Raw genomic sequence first — 21409 nt, 5'->3', positions numbered from 1 at the left:
CCCGCAAACGGAGAGGACGAACATGTCTCGTGCGGCACAGTTTTATATCGATGGACAATGGACCGATCCGGTCTCGCCGGCCTGGTTCGACCTGATCGATCCGGCAACGGAAAGCGAGATCGATCGGCTGGCGTTGGGCAATGCAGCCGATGTCGATCGCGCGGTAGTTGCCGCCCGAAAAGCATTGACTGCTTACTCGGCGACTTCGGTTCAAGAGCGCATCGACTTGCTCCGGCGCATCCTTCTGATCTACGAGCGGCGCTATGACGAATTTGCCGAAGCAATGCGGATCGAGATGGGCGCGCCAATCGCATTTGCACGCAAGGGACAAGCAGCGCGAGGCCCTGCGCACCTCAATGCATTGATCAATGTTCTCGAAAATTTCGAGTTCGAGGAACAGCGTGGCACAACGCGCGTGCGTCTGGAACCCATCGGCGTTTGCGGACTCATCACGCCCTGGAACTGGCCGATCAACCAGATTGTGGTGAAGATCGCACCCGCATTGGCCGCGGGTTGCACGATGGTGCTCAAGCCGAGCGAATATTCGGCGTTAAGCGCGCTGTTGTTCGCCGAGGTCGCGCATGAAGCAGGGGTGCCGCCGGGTGTGCTGAACGTGGTAAATGGCGACGGACCGGGCGTGGGCGCAGCGATTGCATCGCATCCGGATATCGACATGGTGTCGTTCACCGGTTCGACGCGCGCGGGCATCCTGGTCGCCAAGATGGCGGCGGAAACGGTCAAGCGCGTGGCGCAGGAACTCGGCGGCAAGTCCGCGAATATTCTGCTCGACGACGTGAACCTGGACGATGCCGTCACGCGCGGCGTGGCCGCGTGCTTCACTAATTCCGGACAATCCTGTTCGATCCCCACCCGCATGCTCGTGCCGCGCCACATGATGAACGACGCAGCGCAGATCGCGAAAACGGCGGCATCGACCTACAGCGTGGGTGCAACAGACAGTGAGGCCACGCAGCTCGGACCGCTCGTCAACCGCAATCAGTTCGAGCGCGTGCAGGTGCTGATTCAGAAAGGAATCGACGAAGGAGCGCGACTGGTTGCCGGAGGAACGGGGCGGCCGGACGGGTTTTCGAAGGGCTACTACGTCAAGCCGACCATCTTCGCGGACGTCACGCCCGACATGACCATTGCGCGTGAAGAGATCTTCGGGCCAGTGCTGTCGATCATGGGCTACGACACTGAAGATGAAGCGATCAGGATCGCTAACGGAACAGATTACGGTTTGGCGGCATACGTGCAGTCCGGCGATATTGAGCGCGCCCGGACAATTGGCCGCCAGCTTCGCGCGGGTGGTGTCCACCTGAACTATCCCGTGGCCGATTTCAAAGCCCCCTTCGGCGGTTACAAACATTCGGGAAATGGCCGCGAATGGGGCGAAGCGGGCCTGCGCGAATACCTCGAAACCAAGGCAATAGTCGGCTACGGTAACGACTGAAGCAACCGCTCATTTCGCAACGCAAGAGGACATTAAGCAATGGACGACAACGCACGTTTTGACAAGGGCTTCGAGAACCGCAAGGAAGTGCTCGGCGCACCGCATGTCGAGAAGTCCTGGGCGAACGCCGACGACTTCAACCGGCCGATGCAGAAGCTCGTCACGGAGTACGCATGGGGCGAGATCTGGGGTGATCCGACCTTGACGTTCAAGACCCGCAGCATGCTCAACATCGGCATGCTGACCGCCATGAGCCAGCATCACGAGTTGTCGGTGCATGTGAAGGGCGCGCTCAAGAACGGGGTCACGAAGGAGGAGATTCGCGCGGTGCTGATGCAGGCCGCCGTGTATTGCGGCGCCCCGCTGGCGCTCGCGGCCTTCCGGGTCGCGACCGATGCAATCAAGGCCTACGAAGCCGACACCGTCAAGGGCTGAAGTCCTGCCCCTTTTAATAAGCATCCGCGAGCGATGCAACACGACATTATTGGAGACGAGCATGGAAGCAATCACGACAGACGGCGCCGCAAGAGCGGCGACCGCGCAGTCCGTCGATGAGAAGCGCCGCAACGCGATCAAGGGCGCGTTCTTCTCTGAATTCATCGACATGTTCGATATCTATCTGCCGGTTGTCGTACTCGCTCCGGTGCTGTTCTTCTTCCAGCCGCCGCACCTCGCACCCGGCATGGAAGCAATCCTCGCTTCGCTCGTTTTCATCACTACGTTGCTGGGCCGGCCGATCGGCGCGCTGCTATTCGGCATGGTCGCGGACCGGGTGGGACGTCGTCGGGCGTCGATCCTTTCGGTCTCCGGATTTGGTGTCGTCACGCTAGCGATCGCACTGCTTCCCGGCTACGAAACGCTGGGTATCGGCTCATACTGGCTGCTCGTGATCCTGCGTTTCATCGACGGTATTTTTCTCGGCGGCGGCTATACAGGTGCAATGCCGCTGGCCATCGAATATTCGAAGAAGGAGCAACGTGGTTTTGTCGGCGGACTGATCATTGCCGGATTCCCGGCGGCTTACGTAACGATCAACCTGGTTGCCATGCTGATGTTCGCCGTGTTCCCGCTGAACGGCCTGCATTCACCCTATGTGCAATGGGGCTGGCGTATTCCGTTCGTCATCGGCGCGGTATTGGCGGGCATTCTTGCGATGTACTACGTTCATAAAGTCTCCGAATCGGAGATATGGGAGAGCGAGACCGGCGAAAAGAAGCCGGAGAAACTGCCGCTTTCCGATCTGCTTCGCGGCAAGAGCGGACGCAACCTGCTGCAGGTCCTGCTGATGATGTCGGGCTTCTGGCTCACGCAAAATATCATCACGATATTCATGCCGACGGGCCTGCTCGTGCGCACGCTGCACCTGACCGGTTTCCAGATGTCGCTTACCTTGCTGCTCTCCTATTTCGTGCTGTTTTTCAGCTATATCGGTTCGGGAATGCTCGGGCAGAAAATCGGCCGCCGGACATTTTTCGTGATCGTCGGTCCATTGATCGCAACGGTGGGCGCCGTCATTCTCTATGTGCTTTCCAACAATGACGGCTTGTCCTTGCCGGTCATCATGCTGCTGGTCATGCTGCTCTCGGTGCTGGTCACTTCACCCTGGGGCGTGATCGTGACTTACATCAACGAGCGCTTCGTCACCGATGTGCGCGCTACCGGGTTTGGCGTGGGCTTCAGCCTCTCGGTGATCATCCCGTCGTTCTACGCGTTTTATATGAACTGGCTGGGCGCGTTCATGCCGTTGCGGCTCACGCCGGTAGTCCTGCTGTGCATCGGCGGCGTGATAGGTACGGTCGGCGCGCTGATGGGTCCGGAAACGAAGCACGTCGACTTTTGAACTTACGGTAGAGACTTATGAATACGCAACGCATTGGCTTCATTGGTTTGGGCAACATGGGCGGCCGCATGACGCGCCGTCTGGTCGACGCGGGCATAGAAGTGCTCGGCTTCGACGCCGCGCCGGACCGCGCGGCGGCAGTGGGCGCGCGGGCGGGAACATCGATCGCGGAAGTAACGCGGTTCGCCGATGTCGTGCTGCTGTCGTTGCCGGACAGCAAGGTGGTTGAAGCGGTGGTCGAAGGGGCAGACGGCATTCTTGCCTCGTGCCGCAAAGGACAGACCGTGATCGACCTGAGCACGGCCGCCGCGAGTTCAACCATGCGGCTTAGCACGCTGTTCAAGGAGCGCGGCGTGCATTACATCGACGCCGGTATTTCCGGCGGGGCCGCAGCAGCGGAAAAGGGCACGCTCACGCTGATGGTCGGTGGCGACGCTGCCGCTATTGAAGCCATCCAGTGGGTCTTCAAGCCGATCGCCACGAAGGCCATCACCATGGGTGCGAGCGGCGCGGGTCATACGACCAAGCTGCTCAACAACTTCCTGAACGCCGTGAGTCTGTCGGCGACCGCCGAGGTAATGGTCGCGGGCAAGAAGGCGGGGCTCGATCTCCACCGGTTGCTCGACGTGCTCAACAGCAGCAGCGGGGTTAACTTCGCCACGCTGAACCGCTTTCCGAAGATTGTCGATGGCGATTACCTGGAAGGCGGTTTGACCAGCAAGCTGATGACGAAGGACGTCGTGCTGTATATCGACCGCGTACGCGAGCTGGGCGTTTCCTCGCTGAATTCATCAGGACCCCTAGCCAGTTTCGGGCTGGCCACCGCGCTGGGTTATGGCGACGTGATCAGTAACCGCGTGGTGGACGCGATCGGCGACGTGTCGGGCGGTGTGCGTCTCAAGGACGCCAAGCATTCTTCAACGGGAGAGCAGTAATGAAAGTGTTTCGTGGCAGGGCCGAAGGTGCAGTGTCGGAGCAACGCTCGGCTACATTCAGCGGTGTCGTGTGGGCAGACTCGATCATGCCGACCACAGACAAGATAACCATCGCGAACGTGTTTTTCTCGCCGGGCGCGCGTACCTTCTGGCACACGCATGAGCAGGGGCAGATCCTGCAAGTGACGTCGGGCAGCGGATTCGTGTGTGTGGACGGCGGCGAGCCGCAACTGATCCGCACCGGCGACGTGGTCTGGATTCCCGCTAACGAGCGTCACTGGCACGGCGCGGGGCGCAACAGCTACATGGTTCATACCGCCACGTCGCTCGGCAAGACGATGTGGGAAGAAGAGGTTGCAGAAGCGGTGTACCAGAGCGCGGTGGGCTGACGTCATGACGGCTCCCCTGACGAAGCGGCAGCAGCAGGCGAAGGACGCGTTCACGCATGTGCACGGTACGTGGAGTGACGGCTGGGATAGCCTGTTACGCCTCGACGCCAGTTTCTTCGAGGCATACGTGGCCTTCTCGGGGGTGCCGTCGAAGAAGAATCATCTCGACAACAAGGTGAAAGCGTTCGTTGCGATTACTGCTTGCGCGGCCGCGACCCACCTTTACGCGCCGGGTGTGGCGCAGCACATTGCCGCAGCACTTCGCGCGGGCGCCACGTGTGCGGAATTGGTCGAAGTGATCCAGCTTGCAAGCACCGTCGGCATTCATGCGGCGAACGTCGGCGTGCCCGTGCTTCTCGAAGTGCTTGAAGAAGAAGGCATGCGTCACGGCCCGGCGCCGCTTGACGCGCATCGTGCGGCACTGAAGGAAAGCTTCATTCAGAACCGCGGGTATTGGCATTCGTCGTGGGAAGGTTTCCTCGAACTCGATCCAGAACTGTTTGAAACCTACGTGGCATTTTCTTCCGTGCCGTGGCGCGAGGGCGTGCTGGAACCCAAGGTCAAGGAGTTCATGTATTGCGCCTTCGACGCAGCAGCAACGCACCTCTATGTGCCGGGCCTGAAATTGCATATGCGCAATGCACTTCGTTACGGCGCGACTGCAGACGAGATCATGGAATTGCTGGAGATCGTGAGCACCATCGGTATACATGGCGCCCTGCTGGCCGCGCCGATCCTGCAAGCTGCCCTGAATGAGTTCGAAACCAACCACGCGTAGGCAAACTCCGGCCGTGCCATGGGTTGCAGAACGCCGGCTTCGGCCAGAAGTTCGAGTATGATGGCTCACTGATAAATCGTCAGACGGGAATACAATCATGGCAGCCGAAATGGATTTGATACGACCGGAAACGTTGCGACATCAGGTCGAGACTGTCCTTCGCCAGGCCATCATGTCCGGGCGTTTTGCACCGGGCGCGCGCCTGGTAGAACGTGAGTTGTGCGAGACACTCGGCGTGAGCCGGACATCGATCCGGGAAGCGTTGCGCCGGCTCGAAGCCGAAAAGCTGGTGTGCAGCGTGCCGCACAAAGGACCCATGGTCGCGGTCATGTCGAAGAGCGAGGCGTCCGAGCTATACGCCATACGCGGACTGCTCGAGGGGTTTGCAGCAGGTGAGTTTGCGCGGATCGCAAGCGACGCCGCGATCGCACAGTTTGGTGAAGCCGCGAAGACGCTGAAGGCGAAGGCCATGACGGGTGACCAGGCCGGCGTATTGGCCGCGAAGACGGATCTGTACGACGTATTGCTCGACAACTGCGGCAACCGGTTGGTGAAAGAGATCCTGACCAGTCTCTACTCGCGCGTGAACCTGCTTCGTGCGACCTCGTTGATGCACCCCGACCGCTTGCCGTCGAGTCTCAAGGAAATCGACAAATTGTTTAAAGCGCTGAAGGCACGAGACGCGTCGGCGGCCGAAGCTGCCGCGCGCTTGCACGTGACGAATGCTGAGAAAGCGGCCATGCGGATGCTGGACGAAACGGCTAGCGACTAGGAATTTGCCCGGGCGCTTGCGCCCTGGCTTTCATCGTAAGTAGCTGGCCGCAAAAATGCTCATTTGATTAGGATTACTGGTAATGAAAGGAAAGTCTGCGCTAATCACGGGATCGTCGGATGGACTCGGATTCGCCATGGCCGAGGGCCTCGCCCGTGCGGGTTGCAACGTCGTGCTGCATGGACTCGAAGCGCCGGACAACGTGCATGATTCGCTGATCCGGATCGAACAGGATTACGGCGTCCAGGCCACCTATATTCAAGCGGACCTGACCGACCCCAATGCGGTCGAAACACTGTTGAACACAGCGCGCGAACGCACGGGTGGTATCGATATCCTGATCAACAATGCAGTCGTACGGCACTTCGCGTCGATCGAGGACTTCCCTGCGGACCGATGGAACCAGGCGCTGGCGGTCAACCTGACAGCCGCGTTTCTGGCCATCCAGCGGGTCTTGCCTGATATGCGTGCGCGTGGCTGGGGCCGCATTTTCAACATGACATCGGTGTATGGATCGCGCGCCACGCCGAACCGTGTGGACTATGTGACGACCAAGACGGCGCTGCTCGGATTGACGCGCGCGGTGGCGGTCGAGACGGTTCACCAGGGCATTACCTGCAATGCAATTTGCCCGGGTACGGTGAAGACGCCGAATATCGAAAGCCGGATTGAGCAGTTGATGGAGGAGAGAGGCCTTGACCAGGGTAGTGCCGTCAAGCAGTTCCTCACCGGCAAGCAACCCACCGGCGAATTCGTCAGCGCGTCGCATGTCGCGGAACTGGTCGTGTTCCTGTGCTCCGATGCGGGCAGTCAGATAACAGGGGCCATGATGCCGATGGAAGGTGGCTGGCTGGCAGGCTAAACACATCGGTTGGTCATCGGGTTGATCATCTGGCTGATACGAAGGGAGAAGAGGTTGATGAAAGACATCACGCGTACGCTGGCATCGTTTGTCGCACAGGCGCAGTGGGAAGACATCCCGCCAAAGGTGCGTCATGAAGCGAAGCGCGCGCTGGTGAATTACTTCGCAGTGGCGCTTGCGGGATGTTCGGACCCGGGCATCGGTAAAGCCGTGAACGTGTATGGCCGCTTCAGTTCGGGGCGTGAAGCGGGTCTCGTCGGACGCGGGGAAAGGACCGATATCCTGACCGCCGCCGCGCTAAACGCGATGAGCGCGAACGTCTACGATTTCGACGATACCCACCTGCCCACCATCATTCATCCGACCGCGCCCGTCGCCGCGCCGTTGTTCGCGCTGGCGCAGCAGTCGCCGTTGAGCGGCAAGCAGTGGCTGCTGGCGTTTGTACTTGGCGTGGAAATCGAGTGCCGCTTGGGGAATGCGATATCGCCTGGGCACTATCAGCGAGGCTGGCACATCACCTCTACGTGCGGCGTGTTCGGCGCAGCGGCGGCGGTTGGGAAGGCTATAGATTTAGACAATACTCAAATTGGTTGGGCACTCGGCAATGCGTCGGCGCAATCTTCCGGGCTGGTTGAAACGCTGGGCAGCATGTCGAAGAGCATCAGCGTGGGCAATGCGGCCCGCAATGGCCTGCTCTCGGCGTTGCTGGCGCAGGAAGGGTTCGCAGGACCCGAGCGGCCCCTCGAAGGCGAGCGAGGCTTCCTGCGCGTGATGAGCGACGCCACTGGGGCGCAGGTCGATGCAGCTTTCGCGACGCTCGGCAGCGAATGGGCGCTTCTATCGAATGCCTACAAGCCTTACCCGTGCGGTGTCGTGCTTAATCCTGTCATCGAGGCGTGCCTGGAGTTATCCGCAACTCCGGGTTTCTCGTTCACCAATGTTGAACGCGTCACGCTTAAAGGGCACCCTTTACTGCGCGCACGAACGGACCGTCCGAACATTACGCTTGGACGCGAAGCGCAGGTTAGCGCTCAACACAGTGTCGCGGTTGCGCTTGCCAGAGGCCGTGCGGGCCTTGCTGAATTTACCGATGCAGCAGTGGCTGATCCACTGCTGCGGGCGTTTGCCAGCCGGCTTGAATTCGTCGATGACTCGTCGTATTCCGTCGAAGCGGCACAGGTGACCGTCACGTTGCGTTCGGGCGAGACAATGTCGCGCCGTATCGATGCAGCGCATGGCAGCCTGCAAGCGCCGCTTGCGGACACCGACCTTGAAAACAAGCTCAGGGAGCTGGCCGGGTACGGCGGCTCGGGTTGTAACCCCAACCCGTTGATCGACTCTCTATGGACGCTTGAAAGCGCGCCTGATTCGTCCTTGCCCATGTATCTCGCTTGTTTGTAATTCGATAAGCGTATGCGGAGGGCACACCATTCATCACTGTCGAGGAAGCATCATGTCGGAGAATAAGAAGTTAGGTTTTGTGGGTGTCGGCGTCATGGGGCGTCCCATGGCCCGTCGCCTGATCGAGCACGGTCATTCTCTCGTGATCTACGATCGCAACGAAGAGGCGCTCGCGGAGTTATCGGCGCTCGGCGCGCAAGTGGCGGGCAGCGCACGGGAAGTGGCCGACAGCGCGCACATTGTCTTCACGAGTCTTCCCACGCCGGCCATCTTCAAGGACGTCGCATTGGGTGCAGACGGGCTGATCGCCGGCAAGGTGATCAAGGTTCTGGTCGACCTGTCCACAGTCGGTTCGCGAACGGAACAGGAAGTGGCGGCCGGACTGCTTGAAAAAGGCATTGAAACAGTCGATGCCCCCATTAGCGGCGGCGCGGCCGGCGCGCAAAAAGGCACGCTCGCCGTCATGGTCGCAGGGAAACCGGAAGCGATTGCTCAGGTGCGCGAGCTATTCGATGTCTTCGGCAAGGTGTTCATCGTAGGGGAGAAGCCAGGTCAGGCGCAATTGATCAAGCTGCTGAACAACATGCTTTCGTCCACGGCGTTTGCGATTACATCGGAAGCTTTCGTGGCTGGCGTGAAGGGCGGGCTCGATCCCGAAGTAATGATGTCGGTGTTCAATGCGGGTAGCGGCAAGAACGGCGCGACGCTCGATAAATTCCCGAAGCAGGTCTTGCCGGGCACATTCGATTTCGGCTTCCCGATCGGGAGCGTTTGCAAGGACATTGGACTTGCGGTGGAAGAATGCCAGGCGCTCGGCGTGCCAATGTGGGTCGGCAGCACCGCACGTCAAGTATGGAACTACGCGGGCATGCAGGACGGCAAAGCACGCGACATGACTGAACTCGTCAAGTATGTAGAGAGCTGGTCGGATGGCAAGGGCCTCGCTGGTTAAACGTGGTTAAAGACGCCCGAAACGTGCTGCAGGTCTCTTGCTGTGCGTGGAAAGCGCCGTGTGTTACTTTTGCAGTGACTACGGGGAAGCCGTGCATCGAGGAGACCAGGCATGGAAGTGAATCAAGCAGTCGGCGCGTTGCGGGATGCGCTTGGCGCACAGGTCGTGGCGTTGCCGGATGAGTTTGGCGACCGTCGTGTGAAGGACTGGAGCGGACTGCCGAGCGCGGTGCCGCTTGCACTTATCAGGCCACGGGACACGCGCGAGGTCGCGGCAGCGCTCGAAATCTGTGCTCGCTACGTTCAACCAGTCGTTACGCAAGGTGGCCTGACGGGACTCGTGGGCGGCGCTAATGTAAGGGGTGGCGAGGTCGCGCTGAGCCTCGATCGCATGAACCAGATTGTGGAGATCGACGCTGTGTCGGGCACCATGACGGTTCAGGCCGGCACGCCTCTGCAAGTGGTGCAGGAAGCGGCCAGCGCGGCCGGCTTCTATTTTCCGTTGGATCTCGGCGCGCGCGGCAGTTGTTCTATCGGCGGAAATCTCGCCACCAATGCGGGTGGGAATCGGGTCATCAAGTACGGCATGATGCGCGACCAGGTGCTGGGCATCGAGGCCGTGCTGGCGAGCGGAGCGATTGTCGGCGGCCTCAACAAGATGATCAAGGACAACAGCGGCTACGATCTTCGCAACTTGCTGATCGGCAGCGAAGGCACGCTCGCGGTCATCACCCGGGCGGTGTTGCGCCTGCGGCCAAAGCCTACGGCAACGGCTACCGCATGGTGTGGCCTGCCCAGCTTCGACGCCGTCACCACGCTGCTCCGACGCGCTCAGGCAGGCCTGGCTCCAGGCGTGTCGGCGTTCGAGGTCATGTGGGCGGGTTACTACGATACCGTGCTTGCCAACCTGGACAGTTTGCGTGCTCCGCTCGATTCGCCGCATCCGTTCTATGTATTGCTGGAAAGCGTGGGGACCGATCCTGTTCGTCATGGCGAAGCGTTCGAAGAATTTCTGGCTGCGATGCTGGAGGAGGGCATCGTCACCAACGCAGCGCTGGCTTCGAACGAGGCGCATGCGAAGGCGTTCTGGGCGATCCGCGATGCTCCCGGCGAATATCAACGCTTCATTCCGGATAATGCCGCTTACGATGTGAGCTTTTCCATCGCGCAAGTGGGCGAGGCGGCATCGCGCTGCGAGGCGGAACTACGTGCACGATGGCCCGACGCCACGATCATGATCTACGGCCATCTCGGCGATGGGAATATCCATATCGTGGTGGATGTGCCCGACATGCCGAAGTCGGGTCACGATGCCATCGATCAGGTCATTTACGACGTGACGCGGGACTTCCGGGGATCCATTTCCGCGGAGCACGGGATCGGCATCAAGAAGAAGCACTTCCTGCATTTGACGCGTTCGGAGGCTGACGTAGCGTCGATGCGCGCGATCAAACAGGCACTGGACCCTGCGCGCATTTTGAACCCCGGCAAGATTTTCTAGCTTAGAGCACCGCACCCTCGGCGTGGTTTTCGCTTACAACGTAAAACCGTCGAGCGGCACTGCCGGATGCCGCTTTGCAATCAGATCGGCGATCGAGCGGCCGCTTGCAAGCGCAAGCGTAAAACCAAGCGCGCCTTGTCCGAGGTTAAGCCAGAGGTTCTCGTATTGCGTTGAATCGATGATCGGCGTGCTGTGCGGCGTGGCTGGCCGAAGGCCGCACCAGACCGTCGCTTCGTCGAAATTACCGGCATGGGGAAACGCTGCAGCCGATTCGGCGCGCAGCGTGGCGACGCGAGACGGATCAATATCGGCACTGCGGCCGGTGACGTCGGCCATGCCGGCGATCCTTAGCCGGTCGCCGAGCCGAGCATAAACAATCTTTCGTTCGAAGTCGGTGATGCTGATATGCGGCGCGCGGCCGTCTGAGGCGACCTGAGTGGTCAGGCTATAGCCCTTCAGCGGATAAAGCGGGACTCGCACGCCTAGCGGCTTGAGCAGCGCCGCGCTGGGGGCGCCCGCTGCCAACACGATCTGATCGGCTTCGATAACCTTGTTGCCGGCCAACACTTCGACGCGCCTTGAGCCGCCCCTCGTGCGGCGCAAGGCGGTGACTTTCGTTCCGAGAAGAAACTCAACACCGCGCGCTCTTAGCAGGCGGGTCATCGCGACACAAAACTGGTAGCAGTCGCCGCTGTCTTCGCCAGGCGTGAAGATGCCGCCTTCCAATTGACCTGCAAGATGCGCCAATGCGGGCTCTTTCTGCACACATTCGCGCGTGTCGAGGGCTTGCTGTTCGCAACCGAGCGAACGTTGGTAATCGAGTAGTCGCAACGCTGCATTGAATGAAGCGCGCTTGCGGTGTACGACGAGTTTGCCGGCATTCGAGTGGCTGAATTGCAAGCCTGGTTCGCTGATCTGCAGTTGCCGCATCAAGTCACGGCTCAGGAAGGAGAGCGCTAACAAGCGCCGGGTGGACAGCTCGCTTTTGTGCTGTGTACACGCGCGGACAAACTGCGCGAGCCAGCGCCATTGGTCTGGATCAAGGCGCGGCCGGAAGCGGATAGGCGAGTCGCCGCGCAGCAACCAGGAAGGTAGTTTTGACAGGACGCCTGGACCGGCGAGCGGGGCGACATAGCTATAGGAAAGCTGGCCGCCGTTAGCAAAGCTGGATTCGAGTGCAACGTCCTCATTGCGTTCTACGACGGTGACGGTGTGGCCGTCTTCCCGCAGATACCAGGCTGTGGCCAGACCGGTGACTCCTGCTCCGAGTACGAGCACATGCATGGGATGGGTCGATGGTTGATTGAGCTGGAGGACATTGTTCTGCAGCGCGCAAACGGCGTCCAATATCGACCAGCGCTCGCGCTATAGCCATCGGTTATAGAGGGCCTGCGCGGTCATATCAACTCCGTGACGACTCACCGGCCGATAGCCCGGGCGCGTCGTCGCGCAGAAACTGGATGAGCCGCTCCGCCGATTGCGGCGGCGGTCGCGAGTGTTCCGTCACCGCATAAACCTGCAGGGTCTCGTCGATTGCGAGCGGCCGGATCTGGATGTCCGGATGATGCGCGGGATAATTCGCCGTGAACGAATCGACTATCGCGATGCCAATGCGCTGCTGCACCAGCGACTTCCCAAGCGGATAAGTTTGCACCGAGAGATTGCTGACGGGCGGCTCGGCAGCGTCCGCAAGCCATGCGGAAAGGATGGACCCAAGGTAGTCGTCTGGATCGATAGTGATTAGCGGTTGCCCCGCCAGATCGTCCGCTGTCAGCGGCTGGTCGAGCAGTTTGTTTTTCCACCAGCCAGCCGGCGCAATGGCGCACAGCGTGCTTTCGCATACCGGCGTGGCGACCAGGTTGGGATGGGAGACGGGCCGCATGGTCAGCCCTAGATCAATCTCATCGAGCAGCAGCGCATGTTCGATCTCGCGGGTGTGCGCGACGCTCAGTTCGCACTTCGACTGCGGGAACGTGCGGCACCATCGCGCCATGACCTGCGGCAACGCGTGGTGGGCAAGGGCGGGTGTAGCGGCGATCCGCAACGGCCGGTCAGCGCCGTGTGCAAGACTTGCGACAAGGCGCCGGATCCGTTTCAGTTGTTCATCGAACGGGCCGAGTTCTTCGCGTAGCCGCAGCGCTTCGGGGGTTGGCACCAGCTTGCCCTTGCTGCGCAGGAACAAGGCGAATCCGGCGGACTGCTCGGCATGCTGCAGCATCTTGCTGACAGCGGGCTGCGAGATGTGCAGGAGCTTGGCCGCCCCGTTGGTCGACCCGGTCAGCATGATCGCGCTGAAAATTTCGATATGTCGCAAACGCACCTGAGTCTCCCTGGATTGACATCGCCCAAGCAGCTTACGGCACGGCTCGATTGTTTGGAACACGGCTTTGACCTGGCCTGCTTACGGATCCTGTAAGCCTTCTTTATAGCTCGCCTGTCAGTTGCCTATCGGCTGCCTATAACGCAGGGTTATATTTTGGAATTTTATTTTCATTAGACGTGGTCTGCGCGCGCCCTCATATTTGGCCTGCTGACCGGTCCCGCGCCCCGGATGGCCGTAGGAGTTATCGCGTGAGATTGTCGGGTACCTGGTCGAGTATGTAGCGCTAACGTGGTGTGGAGGGTTTATGGAGTCTGCGGGGTATGTGTTTTCCCGGACGCAAAAAATGGTGTGTTTATCGGGTCTGTTCCTCGCGTGGGCTGTCGGCTACGCGGACCGGATCCTGATGAGCACCGCGATCATTCCTATAAGCCATGAATTTGCTCTCGATACCCGGCAAGCCGGCATGTTGCTCAGCGCGTTCTACGTGAGTTATGCATTTATGCAGCTTGCTGGCGGCTGGTTGTCGGACCGCTTTGGCTCACGGATTATCGTGGTGTTATGTATTGTCATGTGGTCGGTTTTCACCGGCGCGACGAGTCTTGCGTGGTCGTTTGGTTCGTTGCTTGCAATCCGCTTTATGTTCGGCATGGGCGAGGGCAGCTTCTCGCCGGCCAGCTCGGTGACGGTCGCCGAGGTATTTCCTAAGCCCGAGCGGGCGCGCGCCAAGTCGTTCCTGATATCGACTACCTTTCTTGGCAATGCGGCCGGGTCTGGCTTGATCGCGCTGACTGTCGTGCATCTTGGGTGGCGTGGGGCGTTTCATATTCTTGCCGGTGCGGGCGTACTTGTCGCGATGATCCTTTGGCTTTCGTTGCGTGGTGGGGTTGCTCAGCAAAGGGCGCGGGTTGCGAACCGGCCCAAGCATTTGTGGCGCTCGTTGCTGCGCATCCGGATGGCCTGGAAGCTGACTGCCATTTGGTTCTTCACGAGTATGTTGTACGTTGGTGTGCAGTCGTGGATGCCGTCGTATTTGATGAAGACTTACCATATCGATTTGCTTCATATTAGTTTGGCGGTGACGGTGCCGAACCTGATCGCGTTTGCGGGTACTAACGTGGTGGGCGCGTTGCTGGATAAATACGGCAAGAGCCGTGAGCGTTTGTTTCTGATGATGGGCGCGTTGATGAGCGCAGTGTTTCTTGCGTTGATGATCACGACGACCATGATCTCGCTATTATTGGTCTATTGGACGCTGTTTTCGCTGGCGTTCAACTTTGTCTATGCGACGGTTTTTTCTGCTCCGCTGAGGCATTTTCCGGAACATTTGATTGGCAGCGCTACAGGGTTGATGAACTTTGGTGGGCAGATTGCAGGGTCGATCGCGCCGGTTGCGATGGGTGCGCTCATCGCCGCGTTTGGGGGCTCGTTTTTTGCTGCGTTCTGGTTGTTGCTGGTCGCGGCGATTCTAGCAGTGCTCGTGGCTTCGACGTGGAGTCCGGCAAGGGACCTGGCGGTGCTCAGTTTGCAGACATGAACAGTGGTTTTTCGTTCGCACTCGGGGGGGGGCGGGCGGTCGGGGTCGGTGCTGGGGTGTTAGGTTTTTGCGTTAGTGGTCGGGGTCTATGCCGGGTTGCTGCTTTCGGTGTTAGTGGTCTGCGCGCGTTAGATGTTTTCTTTATCACTATTAGCCACTGCGCGTGGCGGCGCGTCATTTCTTTGTCCAAAGCGACAAAGAAACGAAGCAAAGAAAACGCTTTCACCTCTCTAAAAATTAAGTGTCTACAGCGTGCAGTTTTGATTCATGGGTACCCCAAAAGCACGGTGCTCGCAAGAGCGGAGGATGTTTGAACCCCTCCTTCTCGCGAATCCTGACAGTAAAACGCTTCGCCCCGCACGCTCTCGGGCAAGCACCCGTGTTCCACGAACCGGCACGGCCTCACGCGTTTCGGTGACCTCGTTTCAAGGAGGGTTGGCGACGTGGTTTGAAGTGCGTACAAATTCGGTGGCTGGTTCTAGGCGGATAGCGCGGGGTGCTCTTCGGGCAGGTTCACTCACTGGTGGCGAAGCGTGGGGTATCCGTGTTCGGAGAAAGAGGGTTTCACACATCCTAAGCTCTTGCGAGCACCGTGCTTTTGGGGCACCCATGAATAAAAACTGCACGCTGTGGACACTTAGGGTAGAGCTGTTAGAAGCGTTTTCTTTGCTTCGTTTCTTTGTCGCTTTGGACAAAGAAATGACGCGCCGCCACGCGCAGTGGCTAACAGTGATAAAGAAATCAGCCAAGATATAACGCGCAAAGACCTGGAAAGCAGCAACCCGGCAATGAACCAGATCGCTAACGCAGAACCCGTGCAACCCGACACTAACCCCGACCAGCAACCCCAAAGTGCGAACGAAAGGACCTCTCTAAATGCGCGTGTTCACCGGCAGCCTCGCAACTGAAACCAACACCTTCGCACCCATCCCAACGGGCCTCGGTGCGTTCCACGATCGTGGCTACTTCCCAGCCGGGCAGCACCCCGAAGAAATGACCTTCTTCGGAGGTCCCCTATGGGCGGCACGCCAACGCGCAACGTCCTACGGCTGGACCGTCATCGAAGGCCTGGTTGCATCGGCGAATCCTGGTGGCGTCGTCACGCGCTTAGCGTATGAAACCCTGCGCGACGAGTTGCTGTCCGACCTGCGCGCGGCCTTACCCATCGACATTGTGTTGCTCGGCCTCCACGGCGCCATGGTGGCCGACGGCTACGACGATTGCGAAGGCGACCTGCTAGCCGAAGTCCGGGAACTAGTCGGCCCCGACGCCATCATCGGCGCAGAACTCGACCCGCACGCGCACTTGAGCGAAGCAATGGTCAACCATGCCAACATACTCATCATGTTCAAGGAGTACCCGCATACCGACGTGCTCGAGCGGGCGTTTGAATTGGCCGATCTCTGCCAGCGCACCGCGCTCGGCGAAATCAACCCGGTTGCGGCGGTCGTCGACTGCGGCATGGTCGTGCCAATTCATACCACGCGCGAACCCGGCCGCTCGCTGACAGATCGTGCCCAGGCCCTAGAAGGGTGCGACGGCATATTGTCGATCTCAATCGTGCAGGGCTTCGCAACGGGCGATGTCAAGGACATGGGCACCAAGGTCCTGGTCTATTCAGACGACGATGCCCCCACGGCGCAAGCCATTGCAAGGCGCTTCGCCGATGAAGTCATCACGCTACGCGACGCGTTGCTCGTGCGTTACCTCGATATCGACGCCGCGCTCGACCGCGCCCTGGCCTCCGATAGCGCGCCAGTCGTCCTGGCAGATCGCTCAGATAATCCGGGCAGCGGCGCCGCGGGCGACTCGACCTTCATCCTGCAGCGCATGCTGGCGCGCGGTATTGGCGACGCAGCGCTCGGGCCGTTGTGGGATCCGGTTGCGGTCAGCATCGCGCTGGATGCCGGCGTTGGCGCAACGCTGGATCTGCGGATCGGCGGCAAGATCGGGCCGCAGTCGGGTACGCCGGTCGATGGGCGATGCCTGGTGCGCGCGGTGTTCCCCGACATGACGATGACCGGTCAGGCGGGCACGCCATCTCCGCTCGGCGACTGTGCGCTGGTCGAATTGCAAGGCATCGAGATTGTGCTGTCCACACGCCGCGCGCAGGCGCTGAACATTGACCTGTTCACGCAGCTCGGGTGCGACCCGGCGAGTAAGAAAATCGTCGTGGTCAAATCGGCGCAGCACTTTCACGCGTCGTTCGCAACCATTGCTCACGAGATCATCTACGTTGGCGCACCCGGTTCCGCGAGCCCCGACTGGTCAGCATTACCGTATAAAAAGATCAAGCTGCCGAAGTGGCCCATTCAGAACCGGCCTGTTCAACACCGGCCGGGCACAAAATAATCAAGTAACGGAGACTCTCTTATGTCTAATCAGGAATCCGATATATTCGACCTGATCATCCGCGGCGGTACGGTGATCGACGGCACGCGCCGGCCACGCTTTGACGCCGACGTGGGCATTCGCCACGGACGCATTGCAGAGATCGGGGACCTGCGCGCGCATACAGCGGCGAAGATCATCGATGCGACGGGAAGAATTGTTGCCCCGGGTTTCATCGATTCACATACTCACGACGATGCCGCCATCCTCTTCGATCCGCAGATGATCTGCAAGATCTCGCAGGGCGTTACCACGGTCATAACCGGCAACTGCGGCATCAGCCTTGCGCCGCTGAGTCCGGATTCGCCGCACCCCATGCCGTTGAGTTTGTTGACTGGCGACGAACACGCGTCACACGCTACTTTTTCGCGTTTCGCCGACTATCTCGACGCGGTTCGCGGTTCTCCATCGTCGGTCAATGTGGCCGCCATGGTGGGCCATACCACCCTGCGCGTGATGACAATGGATTCGCTCGATCGGGAGGCCAACAGCGACGAGATCCAAGCGATGCAGGGCTTGCTAAGCGAAGCACTGGAAGCCGGTGCAATCGGTGTTTCGACGGGTACATACTACCCGCCAGCCTCCGCTGCGCCCATGGAGGAAGTGATCAGCGTCTGCCGCCCGTTGACCGGCACCGGCGCGGTCTATGTGACGCACATGCGCAACGAAGCCGATGGTTGTATCGACTCACTTAACGAGACGTTCGAGATCGGCCGTGCGCTCGACGTGCCGGTCGTGATTTCACATCACAAGCTGCAGCGTGAGGTAAATTTCGGCAAATCGACGCTTACGTTGCCGCTGATACGCGCCGCCATGCAGTGCCAGTGCGTCGCACTCGATTGTTATCCCTATGACGCCAGCTCGACCATGCTTCATACCGATGAAACGAAATTGCAGGGACGCGTGCGCATCGCAACGAGTGAAGCGCATCCCGAACTGGCGGGACGCGATCTGGGTGAGATTGCAGAAGAGTGGGGCGTAAGCCGCGTCGAGGCGTCCAGGCGCTTGCAACCGGCAAGCGCGATCTACTTCAGCATGGACGAGAACGATGTTCGCCGTATCCTCGCATTCGAAGAAACGATGATCGGGTCAGACGGACTGTCGTTAGGCGAGAAGCCGCATCCGCGCCTGTGGGGTACGTTTCCGCGTGTGCTCGGACACTACAGCCGCGACGTCGGCCTGTTTCCGCTGGAAACTGCAGTGTGGAAAATGAGCGGCCTCACGGCCAGGAACTTTGGCTTGACGGGACGCGGCACGCTTGAAACGGGTAACCACGCCGATGTCGTCATATTCGATGCCGCCACGATCAAGGACCGGGCAACCTACGATACGCCGGCCGTCGCTGCAGACGGCGTTGAAGCGGTCATCGTGAACGGCGAGTTGACGTGGTGGCGAGGCGAACACTGCGGCGCGCGGGCGGGGGAAGTGCTTGTCCGATCCCGCTTGAATCAAGCTTAAAGGAAGGGTTGAGCGCTTTGCGTGGCACAACATGGCGCTCGTTCGGCCTGACGTAAAACTCGCTAACCAAAACGTTCACGACGATTTCGCCGCTCGCAGCTTACGGTACTCATTAACCGGTAATCCGCCCCAACCCCAGTTCTCGGTAGCCACCTCTTCTATCACGACAAAGGTCGCTTCGAGCGGCTTGTTCAGTACGTCGAGCAGTACATGGCTTACGCCCTTGATAAGCTGCGCTTTCTCTTCCGCGGTGACTGAGTCCTGTCCGGGTTTGCTACCCTCGCGGGTAACTTGAATGGTGACAATGGGCATGCCGCTATCTCCTATAGTGACTCACGAAAGAGGCGCCGACTGCCGGCGCCCGGAATTGACTGAGTGACGACCGCTTAGTGACCGGCGCTCTGGCCGCCGTCGACATGCAGGATTTCGCCTGTCACGAACGGAGCCGAGTCCAGATACAAAATGGCGTTCACGACATCGCTCATCTCGCCCATATGACCCATGGGATGAAGTGCGCCGAGCGCCGCATGCGTTTCGGGCGCGTGCATCGGCGATTTGATGATGCCCGGCGCGACGGCGTTCGCGCGAATACCGCTCTTTGCATACTCGATCGCGAGGGATCGAGTGGCCGCGTTCAGGCCGCCCTTCGTCAACGATGCCAGTACCGACGGCACGCCGCTAATCGCGCTATCTGCCAGGGTGGTCGAGACGCTGACCACGTGGCCGCTCGAATTTTTCTCCATCTCAGCAATCGCGAGCTGCGTGATGTAGAAGAAACCAGAGAGATTGACGCTAGTAATTGCCGCGTAGTCTTCCGCGGTGTATTGAGTAAAAGGCTTAGCGATAAAAATGCCGGCATTGTTGACCAGCGTATCAATGCGGCCGAAGCGTGCCACGCCTTCGCTAATGACGCGACGAGCCGTTGCAGGGTCGCCAATATCACCCGCCACCGTGACAATGTTAGCGTCGTCCGACGGCTTGATGCTTCGCGCTGTTGCGACAACGCGGTAGTCGCGTTCCTGGAAAGCCTTGACCAGTTCTGCGCCAATGCCTTGCGACGCGCCAGTGATGACTACAACCTTTTGTGATGCGCTCATGGTAAGCCTCTAATCAAGTAAATTCAGCTGTCTTGACCGTCCCGACTGACGGTATCCGGAAGTGCTGAACGCAGTCTAGGCGCGCGAACGTCGAGTTCGAATACCCGTCATGGACAAACAGTCTTGCGTGACAAGAACAAATCAGGCGAACCGATAGGGCATGCAGGAATGCTCGAATTAGGGCACCATTTCGCGATCATTCGGGCCACGGCTAACGGCCGGAATCCATCTCATCGAGAGACTATGCAGCGTCAATTTGAAGGCCTTCTTCTGGGCAGTATCGAGCTGTTTTGCCTCGCGGCTGAACTGGAAAGTTTCACCGCTGCTGCGGCGGCTGCGAGCGTGAATCCTGCTGCGGTCAGCCGGTCTGTAGCGGGTCTTGAGAAACGCCTCGGCGTGCAGTTGTTCGTCCGGACAACACGACAGATTCGGCTAACGGACGCGGGAAAGCGCTACTTGGAACAATGCCGGCTGGCGCTTGGACATCTTGTCGATGCAGAGCGGGAAGCAACAGGGGAACAGACCACGCCTGCCGGCGTCTTGCGGATCAGCATGCCTACGCCGTACGCGCACTATCGTGTCCTTCCTCTGCTGGCGGAATTCCGTGAGCGATATCCCGGCGTCACAGTGGAAACGCACCTTAGTAACCGCAATATCGATTTCGCCGACGAGGGCTTTGACCTCGCGATCCGCGGACGTGCCCCCCGGATTCAGGCCTCAGTGCACGAAAACTCGAGGATTCGGAACTGGTGGTCGTGGCGTCCCCTGCGTATTTGCGCCGAGCCCACAAACTGAAAACCCCGGACGATTTGATTAACCACGAGTGCATCCAGTTCGAGTTGCCAAGCAGCGGCCGCAACATACCGTGGGCGTTCAATAGAGACGGCAGCTTTGAAGAAATCGTGACGCGGGGCGGTTATGGATCATCAGGCGATGTGCTCGCCGGCGTGACCTTGGCGCGTCATGGCGCGGGGTTATTTCAGACGTATCGGTTCGTCGTGGAGAAGGACGTCGCGGACGGAACACTCAAGGAATTGCTCCCTCAATATGGCGGTTGTTCGCGACCGTTCATCCTGCTCTATCCGCATGGCCGGCATTTGACTTCGCGCGTGCGCAGTTTTGTCGACTTCCTGGTGGAGAGGCTCGGCGCGTGAGCGCCGCCGGTGTTATACGAAGCTAGTTCCTTGCGGAATCCGCTTGGCGGGTGTCCACAATACTTGACCACTACAAACCGGCGGGGCGCTGTGAAAATCCCCCTCTAGCCAGAATGGCACTTACTTAAGCCCGTGGCGCGTGCCCATATTGTCGGACGCGCTCGCGTGCGATGTGACGAGGCTCTTTCAGCCATGGGTAAGACTTCGGTCTTCGTTTGCGCATTCGTGGTTCGATGCGACCGGGACGATTCCCAACGCAAGACTGCGCGATCAGGTTGAACAGCAGACTCTGGTCGTGGGTTGCTGCCAGACCTCGGGCCAGCCATTCAGTCCATAACTGCACGGTGTGTTTGAAACTCAGTGTTCTCGGATCGGTGGCATAGTGGCTCGCGGCCTGAGCCATCAACAACCGAATCACGTTATAGGCCAGCAGATGGACCCAGATCTCCTTCTCGTTCATGTGGGCAGTCTGGCAATGCAGTACGTCCATACCCATCGTCGTCTTGATGTTACGTAGATCCAGTTCCACGTTCCAACGCCTGGCGTACAACTGCGAGAGCTCCTGTTTGC

At 59.6% G+C, this 21409-nt stretch carries 19 protein-coding genes and 1 pseudogene; 15 read left to right on the top strand and 5 right to left on the bottom strand.

The features are described from left to right. Nucleotides 1–22: 22 nt before the first annotated feature. The 11 genes from ACMX25_RS31275 (at nt 23) to ACMX25_RS31225 (ending at nt 10882) form a co-directional block, all read left to right on the top strand. Nucleotides 23–1453: an aldehyde dehydrogenase family protein gene (locus ACMX25_RS31275; protein ID WP_414953784.1), complete on the top strand. Its 1431-nt coding sequence runs from the start codon at nt 23–25 to the stop codon at nt 1451–1453. 39 nt (nt 1454–1492) lie between these two features. Further along, complete coding sequence (locus ACMX25_RS31270) at nt 1493–1888, top strand: carboxymuconolactone decarboxylase family protein (RefSeq protein ID WP_414953783.1); 396 nt, start codon at nt 1493–1495, stop codon at nt 1886–1888. A gap of 61 nt (nt 1889–1949) precedes the next feature. Next, complete coding sequence (locus ACMX25_RS31265) at nt 1950–3293, top strand: MFS transporter (RefSeq protein WP_414953782.1); 1344 nt, start codon at nt 1950–1952, stop codon at nt 3291–3293. A gap of 17 nt (nt 3294–3310) precedes the next feature. Beyond that, complete coding sequence (locus tag ACMX25_RS31260) at nt 3311–4228, top strand: NAD(P)-dependent oxidoreductase (protein WP_414953781.1); 918 nt, start codon at nt 3311–3313, stop codon at nt 4226–4228. After that, nucleotides 4228–4617 (top strand): cupin domain-containing protein, encoded by a 390-nt coding sequence (locus ACMX25_RS31255; protein WP_414953780.1) that lies wholly within the window; start codon nt 4228–4230, stop codon nt 4615–4617. Before ACMX25_RS31260 ends, ACMX25_RS31255 begins: the two co-directional genes overlap by 1 nt. Before the next feature lie 4 nt (nt 4618–4621). Further along, nucleotides 4622–5395: a carboxymuconolactone decarboxylase family protein gene (locus tag ACMX25_RS31250; RefSeq protein ID WP_414953779.1), complete on the top strand. Its 774-nt coding sequence runs from the start codon at nt 4622–4624 to the stop codon at nt 5393–5395. Between the two features lie 97 nt (nt 5396–5492). After that, nucleotides 5493–6167, top strand: a complete 675-nt coding sequence (locus ACMX25_RS31245; protein WP_414953778.1) for a GntR family transcriptional regulator — start codon at nt 5493–5495, stop codon at nt 6165–6167. 82 nt (nt 6168–6249) lie between these two features. Further along, nucleotides 6250–7029: a 3-hydroxybutyrate dehydrogenase gene (locus tag ACMX25_RS31240; RefSeq protein ID WP_414953777.1), complete on the top strand. Its 780-nt coding sequence runs from the start codon at nt 6250–6252 to the stop codon at nt 7027–7029. 57 nt (nt 7030–7086) lie between these two features. Then, nucleotides 7087–8430, top strand: a complete 1344-nt coding sequence (locus ACMX25_RS31235; protein ID WP_414953776.1) for an MmgE/PrpD family protein — start codon at nt 7087–7089, stop codon at nt 8428–8430. Between the two features lie 52 nt (nt 8431–8482). Next, entirely contained in the window at nt 8483–9382 is a 900-nt protein-coding gene (locus ACMX25_RS31230; RefSeq protein ID WP_414953775.1) for an NAD(P)-dependent oxidoreductase, read from the top strand. A gap of 111 nt (nt 9383–9493) precedes the next feature. Next, nucleotides 9494–10882, top strand: a complete 1389-nt coding sequence (locus tag ACMX25_RS31225; protein WP_414953774.1) for an FAD-binding oxidoreductase — start codon at nt 9494–9496, stop codon at nt 10880–10882. A 33-nt stretch (nt 10883–10915) separates the two neighbouring features. On the opposite strand, the gene ACMX25_RS31220 is transcribed toward ACMX25_RS31225, so the two are convergent. Then, entirely contained in the window at nt 10916–12166 is a 1251-nt protein-coding gene (locus tag ACMX25_RS31220) for a D-amino acid dehydrogenase (RefSeq protein WP_414953773.1), read from the bottom strand. 118 nt (nt 12167–12284) lie between these two features. Beyond that, entirely contained in the window at nt 12285–13202 is a 918-nt protein-coding gene (locus ACMX25_RS31215; RefSeq protein ID WP_414953772.1) for a LysR family transcriptional regulator, read from the bottom strand. Between the two features lie 307 nt (nt 13203–13509). Between ACMX25_RS31215 and ACMX25_RS31210 the strand changes: the two genes are divergently transcribed. From ACMX25_RS31210 to ACMX25_RS31200, 3 genes are all read left to right on the top strand, one after another. Beyond that, nucleotides 13510–14739 carry an MFS transporter gene (locus ACMX25_RS31210; protein ID WP_414953771.1) on the top strand — a complete coding sequence of 410 codons (1230 nt, stop codon included), beginning with the start codon at nt 13510–13512 and terminating at the stop codon, nt 14737–14739. Between the two features lie 876 nt (nt 14740–15615). Then, on the top strand, nt 15616–17091 hold the full coding sequence (locus ACMX25_RS31205; protein ID WP_414953770.1) for a M81 family metallopeptidase: 1476 nt from the start codon (nt 15616–15618) through the stop codon (nt 17089–17091). Between the two features lie 21 nt (nt 17092–17112). Further along, on the top strand, nt 17113–18588 hold the full coding sequence (locus ACMX25_RS31200; protein ID WP_414953769.1) for an N-acyl-D-amino-acid deacylase family protein: 1476 nt from the start codon (nt 17113–17115) through the stop codon (nt 18586–18588). 75 nt (nt 18589–18663) lie between these two features. On the opposite strand, the gene ACMX25_RS31195 is transcribed toward ACMX25_RS31200, so the two are convergent. Beyond that, nucleotides 18664–18900, bottom strand: coding sequence for a tautomerase family protein (locus tag ACMX25_RS31195; RefSeq protein ID WP_414953768.1), 237 nt, complete (start codon nt 18898–18900; stop codon nt 18664–18666). 74 nt (nt 18901–18974) lie between these two features. Beyond that, the gene (locus tag ACMX25_RS31190) at nt 18975–19685 is read right to left on the bottom strand and encodes an SDR family NAD(P)-dependent oxidoreductase (protein WP_414953767.1); all 711 of its coding nucleotides are present in this window, start codon (nt 19683–19685) and stop codon (nt 18975–18977) included. A 168-nt stretch (nt 19686–19853) separates the two neighbouring features. Here ACMX25_RS31190 and ACMX25_RS31185 point away from each other — a divergent pair. After that, nucleotides 19854–20839 (top strand): annotated as a pseudogene (locus ACMX25_RS31185) (LysR family transcriptional regulator). A gap of 124 nt (nt 20840–20963) precedes the next feature. Here ACMX25_RS31185 and ACMX25_RS31180 read toward each other — a convergent pair. Next, a partial coding sequence (locus ACMX25_RS31180) for a transposase (protein WP_414953766.1) occupies nt 20964–21409 on the bottom strand: 446 nt, incomplete at its 5' end.

Origin of the sequence: Caballeronia eucalypticola (assembly GCF_047608185.1) — a bacterium.
Classification (GTDB): domain Bacteria; phylum Pseudomonadota; class Gammaproteobacteria; order Burkholderiales; family Burkholderiaceae; genus Caballeronia.
Note: the sequence above shows the minus strand (reverse complement) of the source record. Positions and strands in the feature narration are given on the sequence as shown.